General features: G+C 62.5%; 14 protein-coding genes. 6 read left to right on the plus strand and 8 right to left on the minus strand.

What is annotated here, in order from left to right; translation table 11 throughout:
- Window positions 1-58: 58 nt before the first annotated feature.
- From mnmE to rpmH, 4 genes are all read right to left on the minus strand, one after another.
- Window positions 59-1,462 (minus strand): tRNA uridine-5-carboxymethylaminomethyl(34) synthesis GTPase MnmE, encoded by a 1,404-nt coding sequence (gene mnmE / locus IE125_RS05345; RefSeq protein ID WP_189443596.1) that lies wholly within the window; start codon window positions 1,460-1,462, stop codon window positions 59-61.
- A gap of 149 nt (window positions 1,463-1,611) precedes the next feature.
- Entirely contained in the window at window positions 1,612-3,300 is a 1,689-nt protein-coding gene (yidC, locus tag IE125_RS05350; protein WP_189443597.1) for a membrane protein insertase YidC, read from the minus strand.
- Window positions 3,301-3,406: 106 nt separating this feature from the next.
- Window positions 3,407-3,787 carry a ribonuclease P protein component gene (gene rnpA, locus IE125_RS05355; RefSeq protein ID WP_189443598.1) on the minus strand — a complete coding sequence of 127 codons (381 nt, stop codon included), beginning with the start codon at window positions 3,785-3,787 and terminating at the stop codon, window positions 3,407-3,409.
- An 11-nt stretch (window positions 3,788-3,798) separates the two neighbouring features.
- On the minus strand, window positions 3,799-3,933 hold the full coding sequence (gene rpmH / locus IE125_RS05360; protein WP_035473559.1) for a 50S ribosomal protein L34: 135 nt from the start codon (window positions 3,931-3,933) through the stop codon (window positions 3,799-3,801).
- Window positions 3,934-4,554: 621 nt separating this feature from the next.
- Here rpmH and dnaA point away from each other — a divergent pair.
- The 4 genes from dnaA (at window position 4,555) to gyrB (ending at window position 11,029) form a co-directional block, all read left to right on the plus strand.
- Window positions 4,555-6,048, plus strand: a complete 1,494-nt coding sequence (dnaA, locus tag IE125_RS05365) for a chromosomal replication initiator protein DnaA (RefSeq protein WP_189443599.1) — start codon at window positions 4,555-4,557, stop codon at window positions 6,046-6,048.
- Between the two features lie 128 nt (window positions 6,049-6,176).
- Window positions 6,177-7,280: a DNA polymerase III subunit beta gene (dnaN, locus tag IE125_RS05370; RefSeq protein WP_189443600.1), complete on the plus strand. Its 1,104-nt coding sequence runs from the start codon at window positions 6,177-6,179 to the stop codon at window positions 7,278-7,280.
- Between the two features lie 226 nt (window positions 7,281-7,506).
- Window positions 7,507-8,592 (plus strand): DNA replication/repair protein RecF, encoded by a 1,086-nt coding sequence (recF, locus tag IE125_RS05375; RefSeq protein ID WP_189443601.1) that lies wholly within the window; start codon window positions 7,507-7,509, stop codon window positions 8,590-8,592.
- Between the two features lie 19 nt (window positions 8,593-8,611).
- Window positions 8,612-11,029 carry a DNA topoisomerase (ATP-hydrolyzing) subunit B gene (gene gyrB / locus IE125_RS05380; RefSeq protein WP_189443602.1) on the plus strand — a complete coding sequence of 806 codons (2,418 nt, stop codon included), beginning with the start codon at window positions 8,612-8,614 and terminating at the stop codon, window positions 11,027-11,029.
- A gap of 49 nt (window positions 11,030-11,078) precedes the next feature.
- On the opposite strand, the gene IE125_RS05385 is transcribed toward gyrB, so the two are convergent.
- The 4 genes from IE125_RS05385 to IE125_RS05400 form a co-directional block, all read right to left on the minus strand.
- Window positions 11,079-11,492 (minus strand): hypothetical protein, encoded by a 414-nt coding sequence (locus IE125_RS05385; protein WP_189443603.1) that lies wholly within the window; start codon window positions 11,490-11,492, stop codon window positions 11,079-11,081.
- Between the two features lie 149 nt (window positions 11,493-11,641).
- Window positions 11,642-12,943: an Nramp family divalent metal transporter gene (locus IE125_RS05390; protein ID WP_229808933.1), complete on the minus strand. Its 1,302-nt coding sequence runs from the start codon at window positions 12,941-12,943 to the stop codon at window positions 11,642-11,644.
- 161 nt (window positions 12,944-13,104) lie between these two features.
- A complete protein-coding gene (locus IE125_RS05395; RefSeq protein ID WP_189443604.1) occupies window positions 13,105-14,028 on the minus strand; it encodes a dihydrodipicolinate synthase family protein in 924 nt (307 codons plus the stop codon).
- Window positions 14,029-14,149: 121 nt separating this feature from the next.
- Complete coding sequence (locus tag IE125_RS05400; RefSeq protein WP_189443605.1) at window positions 14,150-15,607, minus strand: aminotransferase-like domain-containing protein; 1,458 nt, start codon at window positions 15,605-15,607, stop codon at window positions 14,150-14,152.
- A gap of 243 nt (window positions 15,608-15,850) precedes the next feature.
- Here IE125_RS05400 and IE125_RS05405 point away from each other — a divergent pair, with 243 nt between their 5' ends.
- Both IE125_RS05405 and gabT read left to right on the plus strand, forming a co-directional pair.
- Window positions 15,851-17,281 carry an APC family permease gene (locus IE125_RS05405; RefSeq protein WP_189443606.1) on the plus strand — a complete coding sequence of 477 codons (1,431 nt, stop codon included), beginning with the start codon at window positions 15,851-15,853 and terminating at the stop codon, window positions 17,279-17,281.
- Window positions 17,282-17,411: 130 nt separating this feature from the next.
- Window positions 17,412-18,689, plus strand: a complete 1,278-nt coding sequence (gabT, locus tag IE125_RS05410) for a 4-aminobutyrate--2-oxoglutarate transaminase (protein WP_189443814.1) — start codon at window positions 17,412-17,414, stop codon at window positions 18,687-18,689.
- The last annotated feature ends 78 nt before the right edge of the window (window positions 18,690-18,767 follow it).

Here is an 18,767-nt window from a genome sequence, read left to right on the forward strand (position 1 = left end):
GAGGCGTCATTCGGCGCATCGTGCCTTTCTTCTCGATACAAGCAGATCGATACCCGTGCTATTTGCCGATACAGAAGCTGCCGAAGATCTCGCCGAGCAGGTCGTCGGCGGTGAATTCACCGGTGATTTCGTTGAGCGCGTGCTGGGCGTCGCGCAGATCCTCGGCGAGCAGTTCGCCGGCGGCGGCGCCCTCGAGCTGGGCAACACCGCTTTCGAGCGCCATGGCGGCGCGATCGAGCGCGTCGAGATGACGGCGGCGAGCGGAGAAGTGGCCTTCGGTCGTTGCGTCGAAGCCCATCACGGCCTTCAGATGCGATTTCAGGTTATCCACACCGGCACCGGTCTCTGCCGAGATGCGGATGACGGGAGGGGTTGTGGATAGATCGAATGCGCTGCCTTCGCCGCTCTCGTCGATCTTGTTGCGTACCAGCGTCAGTCGTGCGGGATCGGGCAGGCGCTCGACGAATTCGGGCCAGATGAGGCGCGGATCGGTGGCGTCGGTCTCGCGCCCATCGACCAGCAGCAGAACGCGATCGGCTCGCTCGATCTCCGCCCAGGCGCGCTGAACGCCAATCTTCTCCACCGCATCGGGCGTATCACGCAGGCCGGCCGTGTCGATGACGTGGAGCGGCATGCCGTCGATATGGATGTGCTCGCGCAGCACGTCGCGAGTGGTGCCCTCGATCTCGGTGACGATGGCGCTGTCGCGCTCGGTCAGCCGGTTGAGGAGACTCGACTTGCCAGCATTGGGGCGCCCGGCGATCACCACGCTCATGCCCTCGCGCATCAGCGCGCCCTGATTGGCGCTGGCGCGCACGCCCGCCAAGGTCTGGCGCAGCGTCTCGAGCTTGCCGGCGACCACCCCGTCGGCGAGAAAGTCGATCTCTTCCTCGGGGAAATCGATCGCCGCTTCGACGTAGAGTCTGAGCTCGATCAGCTCGCTGACCAGGCGAGAGACGCGCGTGGAGAACTCCCCCTGCAGCGAGCGCAGCGCGTTTTCCGCTGCCGCTCGGGAGCTGGCATCGATCAGGTCGGCAATCGCCTCGGCCTGGGCCAGGTCTAGCTTGTCATTGAGGAACGCGCGTTCGGAAAATTCACCGGGTCGGGCGAGTCGCGCGCCGAGCTGCACGCAGCGCTCCAGCAGCATGTCCATCAGCACCGGTCCGCCATGGCCCTGCAGTTCCAGCACGTCTTCACCGGTAAAGGAGTTCGGTCCCGGAAAATAGAGCGCGATGCCTTCGTCGATCACGTTCTGCGCGCCGCGAAACGGGCCGTAGTGAGCGTAGCGCGGCCTCGGCGTGTAGCCTAGCATGGCACTGGCCAGCTCACCCGCCGCGGGCCCGGAGACGCGCACGATGCCGACGCCGCCGCGTCCAGGAGGCGTCGCCAGCGCGGCGATGGTGTCCTGACGGTAGAGCGGCGTGCCTTGAGCCGAGGAGACTGGAGAGGACGGCGCGTGCATGGAATCTCCCATTGAGTCGCTGAATGACATCGGGTTTGGGCGTGTCGTTCAGGCGTCGATTGTCCGGTGACGGTGCGTGAAAGACCAGACCCTTGAACGCCAGACCCCCGCCGAGGCGGGGGTCTGGAGATTCTCTCAGGTGACGGCCGTCAGCCCTTGGCCTTGACCGCCTTGCTGCCGCCCGAGTCATCGTTGAGCACTTTCTTGGTGATGAACCACTGCTGCAGGATCGAGATCGAGTTGTTCACGATCCAGTAGATGACCAGACCGGCCGGGAACCACAGGAAGAAGAAGGTGAAGACGACGGGCAGCATCTTCATGATCTTCGCCTGCATCGGGTCCGGCGGGGTCGGGTTGAGGAACTGCTGCAGCAGCATGGTGCCGCCCATGATGATCGGCAGAATGAAGTACGGGTCTTTCGCCGACAGGTCCTGAATCCAGAGGATGAAGGGTGCGTGGCGCAGCTCCACCGACTCCATCAGCATCCAGTAGAGCGCGATGAACACCGGCATCTGGATCACCATCGGCAGGCAGCCCCCCAGAGGATTGATCTTCTCCTTCTGGTAGAACTTCATCATCTCCTGCGACATTCTCTGGCGGTCGTCGCCGTACTGCTCCTTGAGCCGCTTCATCTCCGGGCCCATCTTGCGCATGCGCGCCATGGACTTGTAGGCCTTGGCGGCGAGCGGGAAGAGCACGATCTTGACACAGACGGTCAGCAGGACGATGGACCAGCCCCAGTTGCCGACGATCTTGTGGATGTGCTCCAGCAGCCAGAACAGCGGGTTGGCGAGGAACCACAACCAGCCGAAGTCGACGGTCAGCTCCAGATTCGGCGCGACCGCTTCCAGGCGCGACTGCACCTTCGGGCCGACGTAGAGCGTCGCGGCAAGCGTCGACTGCGCGCCCGGCTGCAGGGTCTGATTCGGACCAGCGAAGGCCGCCACGGTGCGGTCACGGTTGTCGACGCTGCCGTAGTAGAGGTTCTGCTGATCGGCGTTGGGCACCCAGGCCGAGGTGAAGTAGTGCTGGATCATCGCGACCCAGCCGCCTTTGACGTCACGGTTCTGGAAGTCGCCGTTACGAATATCGTCGAAGTCGACCTTGCTGTAGTGCTCGTCAGGCGAAGAGAAGGCCGCACCCAGGAAGGAGTGCATGCCGACGCCGGAGCCGTTGGTCGGATCCGCGCTCTGATCACGGGCGAGTTGGCCGATGAAGCGTGCGGTTACCGGCTGCTGGCTTTCGTTGTCGAGCAGATACTCGACCTTGACCGCATAGCTGTCGCGATCGATGACAAACCGCTTGACGACGTCGACACCGTTGACGCTGCCATGGAGATCGACGTTCAGCGAATCCTGGCCTTCGCTCAGCTGATAGCTGCGCTGATCGGCGCTGAAATTGATACGGCCGGAGTGGCCTTCGATCTGCAGGCCGGACTTAGCCACGTAGCTGCGCACGTTGTTGTCGCTGAGCAGCACGAAGGGGGTGTCGGAATCGAGCGCCTGGTCGTGGCCGAACAGCGCCGCGTAGACGATGTCGCCGCCATTGGGGTTGATGCGCAGGTCGAGCACGTCGCTCTGAACCTGGATCAGATTGTTGCCCTTGGCCGGCTCGGAGCCCGCGGGCATGTCGTCTTCGATCGGTTTGGCATTGCCGTTGCCATCGGTCGGTGCCGAGAGCGCGCCGTTACCGCTGCTGTCACCGCTACCCGAAGAGGCGGCGACTTCCGGCGCCGGATTGTCCACCACATTCTGATGGTAGTCCTGATTCCACTGCATGATCAGCAGGTAGGCCAGCACGGCCAGCGGAATCACGAAAAGGAGTCGTTTCAAGTCCATACAGAGGTCTGCCCGTCAAGGGAGTGGGTCGGTGGGCGCCTTGGTATCGGCGATCGTCCGGCGACGATCAGCAAGACTCCCCGGCCGTAGGCGCGGTCGTGTCCGGTCAGGTCGATGTGTCGGGCCGAGCCTGTCGAGCGGACTTCTCGAGACGTCGCCACATGCCGTGGAGCTGACGGCTGACGCTGTCGTTGTCCTGCTCGTGAAGGCCTCGTCGCGCAAGCAGTACGATATCCACAGCCGGTAGACGGTGCTGCTGATGACGGATGGATTCGCGGACGAGGCGTTTGAGACGGTTGCGGTCGACGGCACGACGCACGTTCTTCTTGCTGAAGATCAACCCGATCCGCGGATGGCCCAGTGCGTTGGGACGTGCCAACGCCAGCATTCCCTTACCGTGGACCTTGAGAGGAGCGTGGTCGAATACGTGCTTGTAGTCCCCGGCGGTCAGCAAACGGAGTTGCCGGGGGAAGCCATGATCGGACACCCGTTGTCCGATCAGGCGCTGAGACGCTTGCGGCCCTTGGCACGACGACGGTTGATGACCTGACGGCCGTTCTTGGTGGCCATGCGAGCGCGGAAACCGTGGACGCGCTTGCGCTTCAGAACGCTGGGCTGAAAAGTACGTTTCATGACTGCTGCTTCCCGAGGTAGTTGAGTGGCTAAGCTGATGATTCAGCTTATAAAAAAGGTTCGATACGGGACGTCGGACACGCGCGACGGGTCCGGGTCACTCGGCTCAAGAGCGGGAATTCTAGTGAATACGGCGGTCAGGTGCAATTTTTCCGTGAATTATCCACACCCGGTTGTGAGCGAAACGACGCACTGCCCAATGACAGAATTCGCGCTGCTAGGTTACTCGGAAAGGTTTTCAGGATATCGCGGCCGGCCGTGCCCGGTTGAAGTCTTGAGCGCGAGCACGGGAGCTTGTCAATCGCACCATGTGGTTAAGGATGGGGATAGTTATTGTGAATAACTCTTATTATATAAATGATATCAACGGCCTACGATCTATCTTTGCTTGTGAGGAAAATGCGTATCCCTGGTGCAAAAGCTGCGGACTGTGCACCGATGAAGCGGCACGATGGTGCACACGACCGCCGGTTTTTCCGTCTTCTTCCGCAACTTGCCAACCGCTTGTCGGCTGTTTATCCACAGCTTTTAGCGTGCGAGACTCGGTGTGGATAACCCGGGAGTCGGACGCTACAATGTGCGGCCGTTTCTCATTCATCTCTTGTTATCCGGTGAGGTCGTGTGTCCGTCGCGCTCTGGCAACAATGCCTCAATTCGCTGCAGGATGAGTTGAGTTCGCAGCAGTTCAATACCTGGATCCGCCCGCTGCAGGCGGAGGACAGTGACTCGGACGAACTCTGCCTGCTCGCCCCCAACCGCTTCGTGCGTGATTGGGTGAGCGACAAGTATCTCAAGCGCATCAATGAACTGTTGCGCGAAGTCGGTACCAGCAACAAGCCGCCCAAGGTTCGTCTGAGCGTCGGCAGCCGTCGCGCTGCGGCGGTCTCGCCGCGCGATCTGGGGGCTCCGGTATCGGCTCCTGGACGATCGGAACAGCGGCCCGCGGCGCCGAGCGTGCAGACGCCGCCGCGCAGCGAGGAAGCGGCAGACGCGCGCGAGGAGGATCGGAGCCGGGAAGGGGGGCGGGAAGAGAGTGGCCGGCGCGCCAGCGACCGCGGCGATCGCCAGGTACAGGTCGAGGGCAGTCTCAAGCACCAGAGTGGCCTCAATCCCAACTTCACCTTCGAGACGTTCGTCGAAGGTAAGTCGAACCAGTTGGCGCGTGCCGCATCGCGGCAGGTCTCGGAAAACCCCGGCGGTGCCTACAACCCGCTCTTTCTCTACGGCGGCGTCGGCCTGGGCAAGACCCACCTCATGCACGCGGTCGGCAATCATCTGGCCGGGCTACGCGACAATGCCAAGGTCGTCTACCTTCACTCCGAGCGTTTCGTGGCCGACATGGTCAAGGCGCTTCAGCTTAACGCAATTAACGATTTCAAGCGCTTCTATCGCAGTGTCGATGCGCTGTTGATCGACGACATCCAGTTCTTTGCCGGCAAGGAGCGGTCGCAGGAGGAGTTCTTCCATACTTTCAACGCGCTGCTCGAGGGCGGTCAGCAGATGATTCTGACTTCCGATCGCTATCCGAAGGAGATCAGCGGCGTCGAGGAGCGTCTCAAGTCCCGCTTCGGCTGGGGGCTGACGGTGGCGATCGAGCCGCCGGAACTCGAGACACGCGTGGCGATCCTGATGAAGAAGGCCGATCAAGCCAAGGTCGACCTGCCCCACGATGCGGCGTTCTTCATCGCCCAGAAGATCCGTTCCAACGTCCGCGAGCTCGAAGGCGCCCTGAAGAAGGTGATCGCGGACTCCCACTTCATGGGCAAGCCGATCACGCAGGACTTCATCCGCGAGTCGCTCAAGGATCTGCTGGCCCTGCAGGACAAGCAGGTCGGCATCGAGAACATTCAGCGCACGGTGGCCGAATACTACAAGATCAAGATGGCGGATCTGCTCTCCAAGCGTCGCTCGCGTTCCGTCGCCCGGCCACGCCAGGTCGCCATGGCGCTGGCCAAGGAGCTGACCAACCACAGCTTGCCCGAGATCGGCGATGCGTTCGGCGGGCGCGACCATACCACCGTCCTGCACGCCTGCCGCAAGGTGGTGGCGCTGCAGGAGGAGAGCGCGGATATCCGCGAAGATTACAAGAACCTGATGAGACTGCTGACCAGTTGAGGCGTCGCCGTCTCGTCTCGCCGCCGACAGGGATTGCGAGCGGCGCCTGGCGAGGCAAGAATGGGACGGCGCTCAGGTTCTGCCGCAGACAGACTCGATCCAGCCATTGATTCGAATACGGAGCTCCAATGAAATTTTCCATCTCCCGCGAAGCCTTGCTACGCCCGCTGACTCTGGTGGCGGGGGTGGTCGAGCGTCGCCAGACCCTGCCGGTACTCTCCAATGTGCTGATCGAGGTGCAGAACGAGCAGCTGTCGCTGACAGGCACCGATCTCGAGGTGGAGCTGATCGGACGCGCGACGCCGGCGCTGGTCGACGAGCCGGGTTCGGTGACGGTGCCGGCGCGCAAGCTGATGGATATCTGCAAATCGCTGCCGGATCAGTCCGACATCAGCTTTTCGCTGGAAGAGGGGCGTGTGGTACTGCGTGCCGGACGTTCGCGCTTCACGCTCTCGACCTTGCCGGTGGCGGAGTTCCCCAATATCGAGGATGGCCAGAACGATCTGACGCTGTCGCTGCCGCGTGGCACGCTCAAGTACCTGATCGATGCGACCTCCTTCGCCATGGCGCAGCAGGACGTGCGCTACTACCTGAACGGCATGTTGCTCGAGCTGGCCGATCATCTGGTGCGCACGGTAGCGACCGACGGGCACCGCCTGGCGGTCTGCGAGCGCAGTGCCGATGTCGAACTCGAAACATCGCGCAAGCTGATCATCCCGCGCAAGGGCGTGCTGGAAATGGCGCGTCTGCTCGATGGCAGCGACGAGCCGGTGGAGCTGGCGCTCGGCGCGAACCATATCCGCGCCAATACCGGTGAGTTCACCTTCACCTCGAAGCTGGTCGACGGCAAGTTCCCCGACTATGACCGCGTCATTCCCAAGGGCGGCGACAAGGTCTTCATCGCCGAGCGTGGCGAGCTGCGCCAGAATCTGGCGCGTACCGCGATTCTCTCCAACGAGAAGTACCGCGGCGTGCGCCTGCACCTCGAGGAGAACAACCTCAAGGTGATGGCCAACAATCCCGAGCAGGAAGAGGCCGAGGAGAACGTCAGTATCGAGTATTCGGGCGACGCGCTCGAGATCGGTTTCAACGTCGGCTACCTGATCGACGTGCTCAACGTGCTCGATGCCGATCGCATGCAGATGACGCTCTCGGATGCCAACAGCTCGGCGCTGATGGAGGAGCCGGGTGGTGGGGATGCCAGGTACGTCGTCATGCCGATGCGCCTCTGAGTGCAGAGAAGTGGCTGCGCTCGATCATGCTTTGTTAAAAACCGGCGAACCTTGCTCACTTATACCCCCATAAGCTCCGCCGGTTCGCCGATTTTTGCCGCGCCTGATCTTCGCTCGCCGACTTCCTCAGTCTCGGTGGTCGGGTGTTTGGATGATTGTCTGCGTGGTGTCGCTGATGACAGATCGCGCGTTTCCTGCCACCTCATGCCACGAGTTGTCGAGTGCCATGCCGCTTGATCGTCTCCAGTTTCAGGGCCTGCGTAATCTGGGCGCGTTCGAGATGGCGCCGGGTCCGCACATCAATCTGATCAGCGGGGCCAACGGCAGCGGCAAGACGTCGCTGCTGGAGGGGATTCACGTGCTCGGTATGGCGCGCTCGTTTCGCACCCAGAAACTCAAGTCGTTGATTGCCCACGACGCCGCAGAGGTGACGCTTCACGGGCTTCTGGCCGGCGATCCGCCGCGCCCGCTCGGCGTACGTCGCCGCCGCGACGTCCAGGAGCTCGATATCCGCATCGGCGGCGAGCGCGCAGAGCGAATCACGCAGTTGGCCGAAGCGCTGCCGCTGCAGCTGATCAATCCGGATGCCTTTCGATTGCTGGAGGGCTCGCCAGCGGCAAGGCGCGAGTTTCTCGATTGGGGTGTGTTCCACCTCGAACCGGATTTTCTGGATGCCTGGAAACGCGTGAGAAGGGCGCTGAAACATCGGAATGCCCTGCTCAGGCATGATAGAATGGATGTCGCGTCAATAGGTGTCTGGGAGCGCGAACTGGCGCACTGGAGCGAGCATCTCCATACCCTTCGCGAAGCCTACATGACGCGCTTTGCACCGGTCTTCGAGGAGACGCTGGCGGCGCTTCTGCCACTGCCCGATCTTGGGGTGCGTTACTCGCGCGGATGGGATCGCCAACGTTCGCTGCTCGAGGTGTTCGAGAGCGGTCGTGATACCGACCGCCAGATGGGATTCACCCAGCAAGGACCGCAGCGCGCCGATCTGCGAATACGCGTCGGTCGTCATCCGGCGGTGGAGGTGCTCTCCCGCGGTCAGCAAAAGCTGGTCGTGAGTGCGCTGAAGCTGGCTCAGGGACGGCTTCTCGATCAGGTGAGCGGACGTACCTGCCTCTATCTGATCGACGATCTGCCGGCGGAGCTGGACGGTGATCACCGACGTATCTTCTGCCAGTGGCTGGAGCGACTGAACTGTCAGGTTTTCATTACCAGCGTCGATCGCGAGGCGCTGGCCGATGTCTGGCAGCCCGGCACGGACGTCGTGATCTCGAGCCTTGCTCGGGGTCGGCTGCACCCGGAATGATTTCACCATGGAGTGAGCAATGAGCGAACAGGCCTACGATTCATCGAGCATCAAGGTCCTCAAGGGATTGGACGCGGTGCGCAAGCGACCCGGCATGTACATCGGCGATACCGATGACGGTACCGGCCTGCACCACATGGTGTTCGAGATCGTCGATAACTCCATCGACGAAGCGCTGGCCGGCCACTGCAGCGAGATCCAGGTGATCATCCACACCGACGAATCGGTAACCGTCAGCGATAACGGCCGCGGTATCCCGACCGATATCCACTCGGAAGAGGGCGTCTCCGCCGCCGAGGTGATCATGACGGTGCTGCACGCCGGCGGTAAGTTCGACGACAACTCCTACAAGGTCTCCGGTGGTCTGCACGGGGTCGGGGTCTCGGTGGTCAACGCGCTATCGGAAGAGCTCAAGCTCACGGTGTGGCGCGCGGGTCAGGTTCACGAGCAGATCTACCAGCACGGCGTGCCGCAGGCCCCGCTGTCGGTGGTCGGCCAGACCGAGAAGAGCGGTACGCGCGTGCATTTCCGCCCGTCGCCGGAAACCTTTGCCAATATCGAATTCAGCTATGACATTCTCGCCAAGCGTCTGCGGGAGCTGTCGTTTCTCAACTCCGGTGTGGCGATCCGTCTGATCGACGAGCGTGATGCGAAGGAAGAGCTGTTCCATTACGAAGGTGGCCTTAAAGCGTTCGTCGATCATCTGAACACCAATCGCACCGCGCTCAATCCGGTCTTTCACTTCGAGACCCAGCGCGAAGATGGTATCGCCGTCGAAGTGGCGATGCAGTGGAACGACACCTTCGCCGAGAACGTCTACTGCTACACCAACAACATCCCGCAGCGCGATGGCGGCACGCACATGGCCGGTTTCCGCGCGGCGCTCACGCGCAGCCTGAACAGCTACATCGAGGCCGAGGACATCCAGAAGAAGGCGAAGGTCGCTACGTCTGGCGATGACGCACGTGAAGGCCTCACCGCGATCATCTCGGTCAAGGTGCCGGATCCGAAGTTCTCCTCCCAGACTAAGGACAAGCTGGTCTCTTCCGAGGTCAAGACCGCGGTGGACCAAGAGCTGAGCCGGCAGTTTTCAGACTACCTGATCGAGCATCCCAACGAGGCGAAATCGATCGTCAGCAAGATGATCGATGCCGCTCGCGCCCGCGAGGCGGCCCGCAAGGCGCGCGACATGACGCGACGCAAGGGAGCGCTCGACATCGCCGGTCTACCGGGCAAGCTGGCCGACTGCCAGGAGAAGGACCCCGGTCTCTCCGAGCTCTACCTGGTCGAGGGTGATTCCGCCGGCGGCAGCGCCAAGCAGGGGCGCGATCGCCGTACGCAGGCGATCCTGCCGCTCAAGGGCAAGATCCTGAACGTCGAGAAGGCGCGCTTCGACAAGATGCTCTCTTCGGCCGAGGTCGGCACGCTGATCACGGCACTCGGCTGCGGTATCGGTCGCGAGGAGTTCAATCCGGACAAGCTTCGCTACCACTCGATCATCATCATGACCGACGCTGACGTCGACGGTTCGCACATCCGCACGCTGCTGCTGACGTTCTTTTTCCGCCAGATGCCGGAGCTGATCGAGCGCGGTCACGTCTTCATTGCGCAGCCGCCGCTCTACAAGATCAAGCGCGGCAAGCAGGAGATGTACCTGAAAGACGAGCAGGCGATGACCGACTACCTCACCACCACGGCGCTGGATGGGGCTCGGCTCTACGTCAACGCGGACTCGCCGGGCATCAGCGGGGAGCATCTGGAAACGCTGGTCAACCAGTATCGTGATGTGATGAAGCGCATCGATCGTCTGTCTCGCGTCTACCCCAACGCGGTGCTGCGCAAGATGGTGCACGCATCGAAGCTCGAGGAGTCGAACCTCGCCGACCGCGTGACGATGCAGACCTGGATCGAGTCGCTGCAGCAGGAGATGGACTCGCTGATCGCTCACGAAGGCGGTCCGCGCTACACCTTCCAGCTGCACGAAGACACCGAACGTGGCCAGTGGTTGCCGAGTGTCGCCCTGACGGCGCACGGCGTGACCACCGACTACGTCTGGGGCATCGACTTCTTCCGCAGCGCGGACTACCGGGCGCTGGCCGGTCTGGGCGAGACGCTCGATGGACTGATCGAAGAGGGCGCCTACATCGCTCGCGGCGAGCGGCAGAAGCCGATCGACAACTTCTACGATGCGCTCGAGTGGCTCATGGTCGAAGCGCAGCGCGGTCTCTCCATTCAGCGCTACAAGGGGCTTGGCGAGATGAACCCGGAGCAGCTGTGGGAAACCACGATGGATCCGGGCTCGCGTCGCATGCTGCGAGTCTCGATCGAAGACGCCGTTGCTGCCGATCAGATGTTCAACACGTTGATGGGCGACGAGGTCGAGCCGCGTCGTGACTTCATCGAACGGTTTGCGCTGGTGGCCAACCTGGACATCTGATCCGACCGTGCCATCGTTGATAAAACCGGAGCCAGAGGCTCCGGTTTTTTTATGTCGGATGGATCCTGATAAACCATTTCGGCGCCATGCGGCCGAAGTCGCGGCGCACGTTGGTTTTAAGCGCTGCCTTTGAATCCAGCACTACGGCATCAAAAGCCGTGCGCACGAACACCACCCAGTGCCAGAACGGCACGCCGTCGATCTCGCGCCACTTGATCGCCAGCAGCGCCCGGTCCGGTAGCGCGTCCCAGCCGGTAAAGGGCTGTTCCCCCGCCACTGCCTCGATGCCCAGCTCTGTCAGCAGCGCTCTGACGTGCGCGGTCTGCGACCAGAGCGTGCGATCAGCGGCATGAATGCCCAGCGCGGCGGCGCGGGTTCGGGCCGTGTCGTAGTCCAGCCCGGCAAGCGCTGCGCAGGCGGCGATGCCGCAGCCGGTGGGTTCCTTTTGAATGATGGGTGTCATGCGCGCTCCTGTCGGCGGGTTCTGTCACGGCCAGCATACCCGGATGTCATGACGGCCGTCTCTGATGGCGCGTCAACGCAGACCGGTGCGGCTGGAAGGCAAAAGGCCCGTGCTTTCGGCGCGGGCCGTTGTCGCGTGATGACATCCACCTATTTGAAAAAGCTCATCAGCAGCGTGTACGAGCCCCATAGGGTCAGCAGCGTCGTGGCAGCCAGAATGACGTTCTCGACGATGTTGTTGGTCTTATCGTTCAGGTACGCCTTGTTGTTGGAGATGATCAGAAGGCCCACGGCGATGGCCGGCAGAGCCAGGATGCTCAGCGCGTTGGTGAACAGCACCAGGGTCACGAAGCCGGTCATACCGGGAATCGACCAGACCAGCGGCGTGAACAGCAGGAACATGGTGACCCAGAAGACTTTCGGGTCCTTGTCCAGATCGTCGGTCTTCTTCACCGCCTTTTCGGACAGCTTGTAATAGCTGTCGACGATGATCTTGCCGTAACCGTTGGCGGTACCGATCACGCTGGAGTAGAGAATCCCGAAGACGCCGAGGTAGAAGATCCAGGCGCCCAGGTGGCCCATGTAGAGCACCAGTGCCTGCGCGATGTCGCCGATGTCGCTGACCTCGACCCCGTTGGGACGCAGAATTTCCGCGCCGACGACCCAGATTGCCAGATCGATGACGATCGCCGCCCCGAAGCTGAAGAGCAGGTCATTGCGCTGAATACGCTTGTGCTCGGGACGAATCCAACCGCGGTCCTGCAGGAAATAGGGATAGATCAGATTGGTCAGCGACCCGGCAACCGAACCGACCAGCGCAATGCCGACCAGGAATGCGCCGTAGGCGCCCGTCTCGCTCGGGAAGCCGAAGCCGACCGTACCCATCAGAATGTCGGCCGGGTTGGGCCCGCTGTAGACAGCCAGGCCGATGAAGCAGAACGTCAGTACGCCCAGCAGCACCTTCATCATTTTTTCGACGCTGGAGTAGGCGTTGCGGCGCATGAGAATGACGCTCGCGATGACGACGCAGATCGACCAGATGAACGGATAGTCGATGCCGGACATCCAGGCCAGGGCGATCCCGGAGCCCTTGATCATCTGCGCGGTGATCAGGTGGCCCATGAAAATGGCGGCGATACCGAAGAAGATCGGGAAGATCTTGTGGATCTTGGCGTAGCCCTCGAGGATCGTCATCCCGCCGGTGTTGTAGATCTGAAACCGGCCCATGATGTTGAGGATCACGAAGCGCAGCATCAGCGACAGCACCAGCAGCCACATCAGGTTGTAGCCGTAGTTGGAGCCCGATACCGCAGAGGTCACGAGATCGCCGGCACCCATCATGGTGAGAACCATGACGATTCCGGGGCCGTAGTCTCGCGCAGTCATCTTCAGCTTGTGCCAGAAGCCGCTCGAGCCCGAGGCCTGAAGCGGATAGTTGCCGTGTTTAGCCATACGTCGCCTCCTGATGAAGCCGATCGATGCCGTAAAAAGGGAGTGATCGATCGCAGTCTGTCGGTAAAGGGGGGGCCCGGCCATTGTGCTTTTGTCTTATGTATGACAAACGCGCTTGGCAGGCCGGAAAACGGATGTCGGTGCTCGGCGCCTGACAGGGCCTAGCGAGCGGCGATCTCCGCCTGCCGAAGGGCGGCAACGGCCGGACGGACATCGCGCTTCTGGGCATCGTCGAGCCCGCTCATGAGCGGCAGCATCGGGCCCATGTCCGCGATGCCGGCAAGGCTGACGGCGTCATGCATCACGCGGATCGGGCTGAGGCTGTCGCGCTGATCTTCCAGCGGCATGAAGGTCTCGCGAAGCCGCCAGGCAGTATCGATGTCACCGTCGATCAAGGATTGGCGCAGCCCGCTGGAGAGCGTCGGTGCGATGCAGACCGATCCGGAGGTGAAGGCGTTGAGCCCGAAAGTCTCCCAGTGGTCGATGGCAGGGCGTTCGCCGATGCCGCTGACCAGGCGCTCGGTGCCGATGGCTTCGATCAGCGCGCGCAGGTAGTCATCCTGGGTCGGGTCGTCACGCACGACCGCGTACTTCACCGCCAGCACGGCGCCGGCGTCAATCAGACCCGCGAGCGCCTCGGGCGGCAGATAGTGCTCCTGCTTGATATAGGCGATCAGCGGTCTGCCGAAGGTGTCGGCGGCGTGGCGGATGCCGGTCTCGATGCCGGTCGCGGTGGCCGGAAAGCCCTGGGGCAGCACCATCGCGGTCGGGAATCGACGATCTCTCAGCAGGCGCGCCTGGGCGATGAGGCGTCCGTAGTCAGGGCCGATCGACGGGATCATCCAGGTCTGCTCGCCGGCGATCGCCTCGAGCATCTCCAGCAGCGCGGGGTAGTCTTCGACTCCCACGTGGTAGAGATTGGCGTTACCGCCGTAGAGCAGCGTGTGGACACCGCCGATAGCGAGATCCTCGACCAGCTTGCGATTTTCCTCGGTCGCCAGCGTCAGGTCGGTGCGTCGCGCCAGCGGCGGCACGGCAATGACCGAGCGCTGCAGATCCGCTGGCGTCACGGTGGCAGTCAGCATGGTCTACCTCGATGCAATGTAGGATGTATGACAAAAAGGTAGCGCGTTCGGGCTGCGTCCCGACATAGGGCATTGGTCGATTCGACTTAGGTTGAAGGCGAGGTCGCGATCCCTTTACGCCTCACACCTCACGCCTCACATCCCAAGCGTGATGCGCAAGATAGGTCTCGATGCCGTGGGCCAGGCGACGACCTTTTTCGATGAGCGCCTCTCCCTGAATCATGCCGACGCCCAGCACCAGACCTCGCCGGTCGTCGCCGGGGGCGCAGACGGCACTCAGTGGACGGGTAATCAGATGATGGCGGTTCAGCAGATAGCGCGAGAGATGGTCGTCATCGATGGCCGGAGCGAACTGAACGCTGAGGCTGATGCAGCCCGCCGGTGGAGAAATGTCCCGCACGCCAGGCACCGCTTCGAGCAGCGCGCTCAGATACTGCTGGCGCTGGTAATACTCCGTCGCCATGCGCGCACACCACGCATCGAGTGCCCCATCGTCGATGAAGGTTGCCAGCACCGCCTGATCGAGCAAGCGCCCCTCGCGGAAGATTTCGCTGCGCAGCCGGTTGATGGCCGGACTCAGGCCGCGAGGCACGACCAGGTAGCCAAGACGCAGTCCGGGAAACATCAACTTCGAGAACGAACCGATCAGGACCTGATCCGCCGCCTCGGGATCGAACAGGAGATCGGGACTGCGATCACTGCCGAACTCGTAATCGTCCTCTAACGTCCACGCGGGCTCCAGCTGCTCGACGAGCCAACGTTTGTGAGCGCTTGCTCGCCTGTGACCCAACGGATAGTGATGAGATCCGGTCAGGTAAAGCAGCTGCGGACCGCGCGACGGCAGGCGGTTATCGTAGCCGGAGCGAGGGCGCCAGATGGCGTGATCGATCTCGAGACCGTTGGCGGCGAAGACGTTGCGTGCCCCCCAGTAGAAGGGCGAATCCATGACGACACGGTCGGCGCTATCGGCGAGCGCCAGCGCACAGAGCTGCATGCCGTGGTGGGCGCCTTCGGTGATGATGATCTGCTCTAGCTCGCAGTCGATACCCCGCCAGCGCTTCAAAAATCCGGCGATCGCGCGCTTGAGTGGGCCATATCCACCCGAGGAGTAGGAGAGCAGCAAGGTGTTGTGCGCCACCGTGATGCGCGAGTAGAGATGGCGCCACTTGGCCATCGGGAACTGCAGAATGTCGGGAACACCGGGGAGGAAGGCGCCGGTCTGCAGCTGGCTCGCGCCGACATCGGCCATCACCTTGCGCGCGCGATTTGACAGCCGTCGAGGCTCGACCGCGACGGCGCCCCCTTGCCCGGTTTTGCGCACCCAGGTGCCGCGACCGTGATCGGTGACCAGGTGTCCCTCCCGCACCAGGGCGTCGATCACGCCGGCCAGCGTATTGCGGGCGACACCGAGTTCGCGGCAGAGCTTGCGATGACTCGGTAGACGCTGACCGTCCTGGCAGTGGTCCTCGATCAGGAAAAGCAGCGCCTGTTCGAGACGGGTCTGCTTGGTCAGCTGACCGGGCTGGCGGCGGTAGTGACGGCCGATTTCCGTCAGCAGGTCGTCGTCAGACTGGTTCATCAAGGGGCCTCGGGGCTATGGCTTTTGACGTTCCCTACACCGGACGCCGGCGAGTTGGGGGACGCAAGAGCGCGCTACGGCGCTGGTGTCCAAGTCCGGCTCATGGATTATGCGGCGATTGTGCAAAGTGGTCCATCGTCGGACAAAAGTGGTCTAGTCGGAAGGTCGGGGGAGAGTGATAGCGTGACGTCAACGGCATCGGCGTCTCCGCTGCTTTCAAGAATAACCCGACGAGCAAACATCATGTCCGAACCCTCTCGCCCTCAGGAATTCGTCCGCGTTCTCGCACGAGCCGACGTGCTCGCTCTCGCCTTCGGTGCCATGATCGGCTGGGGATGGATCGTCCTCACCGGCAGCGCCATTCTGGACGGCGGTAGCCTCGGTGCCATGCTGGCATTCGTCATCGGCGGCATCGCCGTGCTGCTGGTGGGATTGACCTACGCCGAGCTCGCCTCGGCCATGCCGCAGGTCGGCGGTGAGCACGTCTACAGCTATCGCGCTCTGGGGCACTTCGCCTCGTTCGTGTGCACCTGGAGCATCGTGCTCGGCTACGTCAGCGTCGCGTCCTTCGAGGCGGTGGCACTGCCGACCGTTTTTGAACATCTCTTTCCCGGCTATTCGGTCGGGCACCTCTGGACCATCGCCGGATGGGAGGTCAAGGCGAGCTGGGTGGCCGTCGGCGTCGTCGGTTCGTTGATCATGATGGTGGTCAACTACCTGGGTATCTCGACCGCCGCGCTACTGCAGAAGGTGGTGACCGGCTTGATACTCGTGGCCGGCGTGATGTTCGTGACCGGTTCGCTGTTCAGCGGCGATTTCGGCAATCTGCAGCCGCTCTTCTCCCACGGAGAGAGCGGTGCCATCGGCGGCATCATGTCGGTGCTGATTCTGGTGCCGTTTCTGTTCGTCGGCTTCGACGTGATTCCCCAGGCGGCGGAGGAGATCAATCTGCCGTTTCGCGATATCGGCAAGGTACTGGTTCTCTCCGTCGTCATGGCCGTGGTGTGGTACACGCTGATCGTCCTCGGGACCAGCCTGATGCTCGACAACGGGGCCATCGAGGCCAGCACGTTGAGCGTGCCGGCTGCCATGGAGGCAGTCTTCGACGCTGCCTGGGCCGGCAACCTCATGGTACTGGCGGGTATCGCCGGCATCGTGACCAGCTGGAATGCGTTCTACATCGGTGGCTCGCGGGCGATTTACGCGCTGGCACACTCCGGTATGCTGCCGGCCTTTCTCGGTCGGCTCCATCCGCGCTACAAGACACCCACCAATGCCATCATTCTGATCGGCGTGCTCTCTACACTGGCGCCGTTTTTCGGGCGTCCGGCGCTGGTGTGGCTCGTCGACGCCGGCGGCCTGGGCATTGTCATTGCCTACCTTTTCGTCGCGCTCTCCTTTCTGATCCTGCGCCTGCGCGAGCCGGAAATGCCGCGCCCCTACCGGATCGGTGCCGGCAAGCTGGTCGGTGCGCTGGCCGTGCTGCTGTCGCTTGGTATGGCCTGTCTCTACCTGCCGGGAAGTCCGTCGGCACTGACGCCGGTGGAGTGGGGGATCTTCGGTGTCTGGATGATCGTAGGGCTGGCCCTGTACGGATGGGCGCGACGGCACTACGGTCGAGAGATGGGGGATCGTCTCATTCGCCAGAGCTACGATTCACAGCCTCAGGCTTAGATATCGATCCCGAGTTTTCAGGGCGCGCCGCCTGCCGATTGCCGACGACGCGCAGTTCATGCAAGCGGCACCGTTGGTGCCGCGTCAGGAGGAGTGTCCCATGTCCGAAACATCAATGACCCAATCGTCGATGAGCAATGCGCAGCTCGACGAGCTCAAGAAACGCTATGTCGCCGATGGCGCGGCGAGCCCGGCGGGCCAGTTTGCCGCCCGTGCCGAGAATGCCGAACTGTGGGACGAAGACGGCAAGCGCTTCATCGACTTCGCCGGGGGTATCGGCGTGCTCAATATTGGCCATCGTCATCCCAAGGTGGTCGCGGCGGTCAAGGCCCAGCTCGACAAGCTGATGCACACCTGTCAGACCGTCATGCCTTATGAAGGCTACGTGCGCGTCGCGCAAAAGCTGAGCGAGCTGAGCCCGGTGCGCGGCCATGCCAAGGTGATGCTGGCCAACTCCGGTGCCGAGGCGCTGGAGAACGCGGTCAAGGTGGCACGCGCCGCGACCGGCCGCTCCAGCGTGATCTGTTTTACCGGCGGCTATCACGGTCGGACGTTCATGACGATGGCCATGAACGGCAAGGTCGCGCCATACCGCAACGACTTTGGTCCGATGCCCGGTCAGGTCTATCGAGCGGCCTACCCGGTACCGTCTCTCGGCGTCAGCGAGGAGGATGCTATCCGCAGCCTCAAGATGACGCTCAAGACCGATGCCAACCCGCGCGATACCGCGGCCATCGTCATCGAGCCGGTGCTGGGCGAGGGCGGTTTTCACGCGGCGCCGCCGAGTTTTCTCAAGGCGCTGCGCGAGATCTGCGACGAGCATGGCATCCTGCTCATCGTCGACGAGGTGCAGTCAGGGTTCGGTCGTACGGGCAAACTGTTCGCGATCGAGCACAGCGGCGTCGAACCGGACATCATGACCATGGCCAAGAGCATGGCCGATGGCATGCCGATCTCGGCCGTTGTCGGCACCGACAAGGTGATGGATGCCTCCGGCGGCAACTCGCTCGGCGGGACCTATACCGGCAGCCCGGTCTCCTGTGCCGCGGTGCTGGCAGTGCTCGAGGTGTTCGAGGAGGAGCGTATTCTCGACAAGAGCCTGGCGCTCGGCGAGAAGCTCAAGGCCCGCTTCGAGACCTGGCAGCAGACGTATGCAAGCGTTGCCAATGTCCGCAATCTCGGCGCCATGGCGGCGTTCGACCTGGTGACTGACAAGCAGAGCGGTGAGCCTAATGCAGAGCTTGCGGGCCGGCTTTGCAAAACGGCTCGCGAGCGCGGCCTGATCCTGCTCTCCTGCGGGCTCTACGCCAACACCATTCGCTTTCTGATGCCGGTGACGATCAGCGACGAGGTGCTCGCCGAGGGGCTGGATCTGATCGAGGCCATGCTGAGCGAATTCGGCGCCTGATCGCGAAGGCTTGCGGTCATCGAGCAAGCGGCGGATGCCCGCTTGGAATCAGAGCGGGGAGTGATCCATCGATGAAGG

The organism is Salinicola rhizosphaerae (assembly GCF_014652715.1).
GTDB lineage: Bacteria > Pseudomonadota > Gammaproteobacteria > Pseudomonadales > Halomonadaceae > Salinicola > Salinicola rhizosphaerae.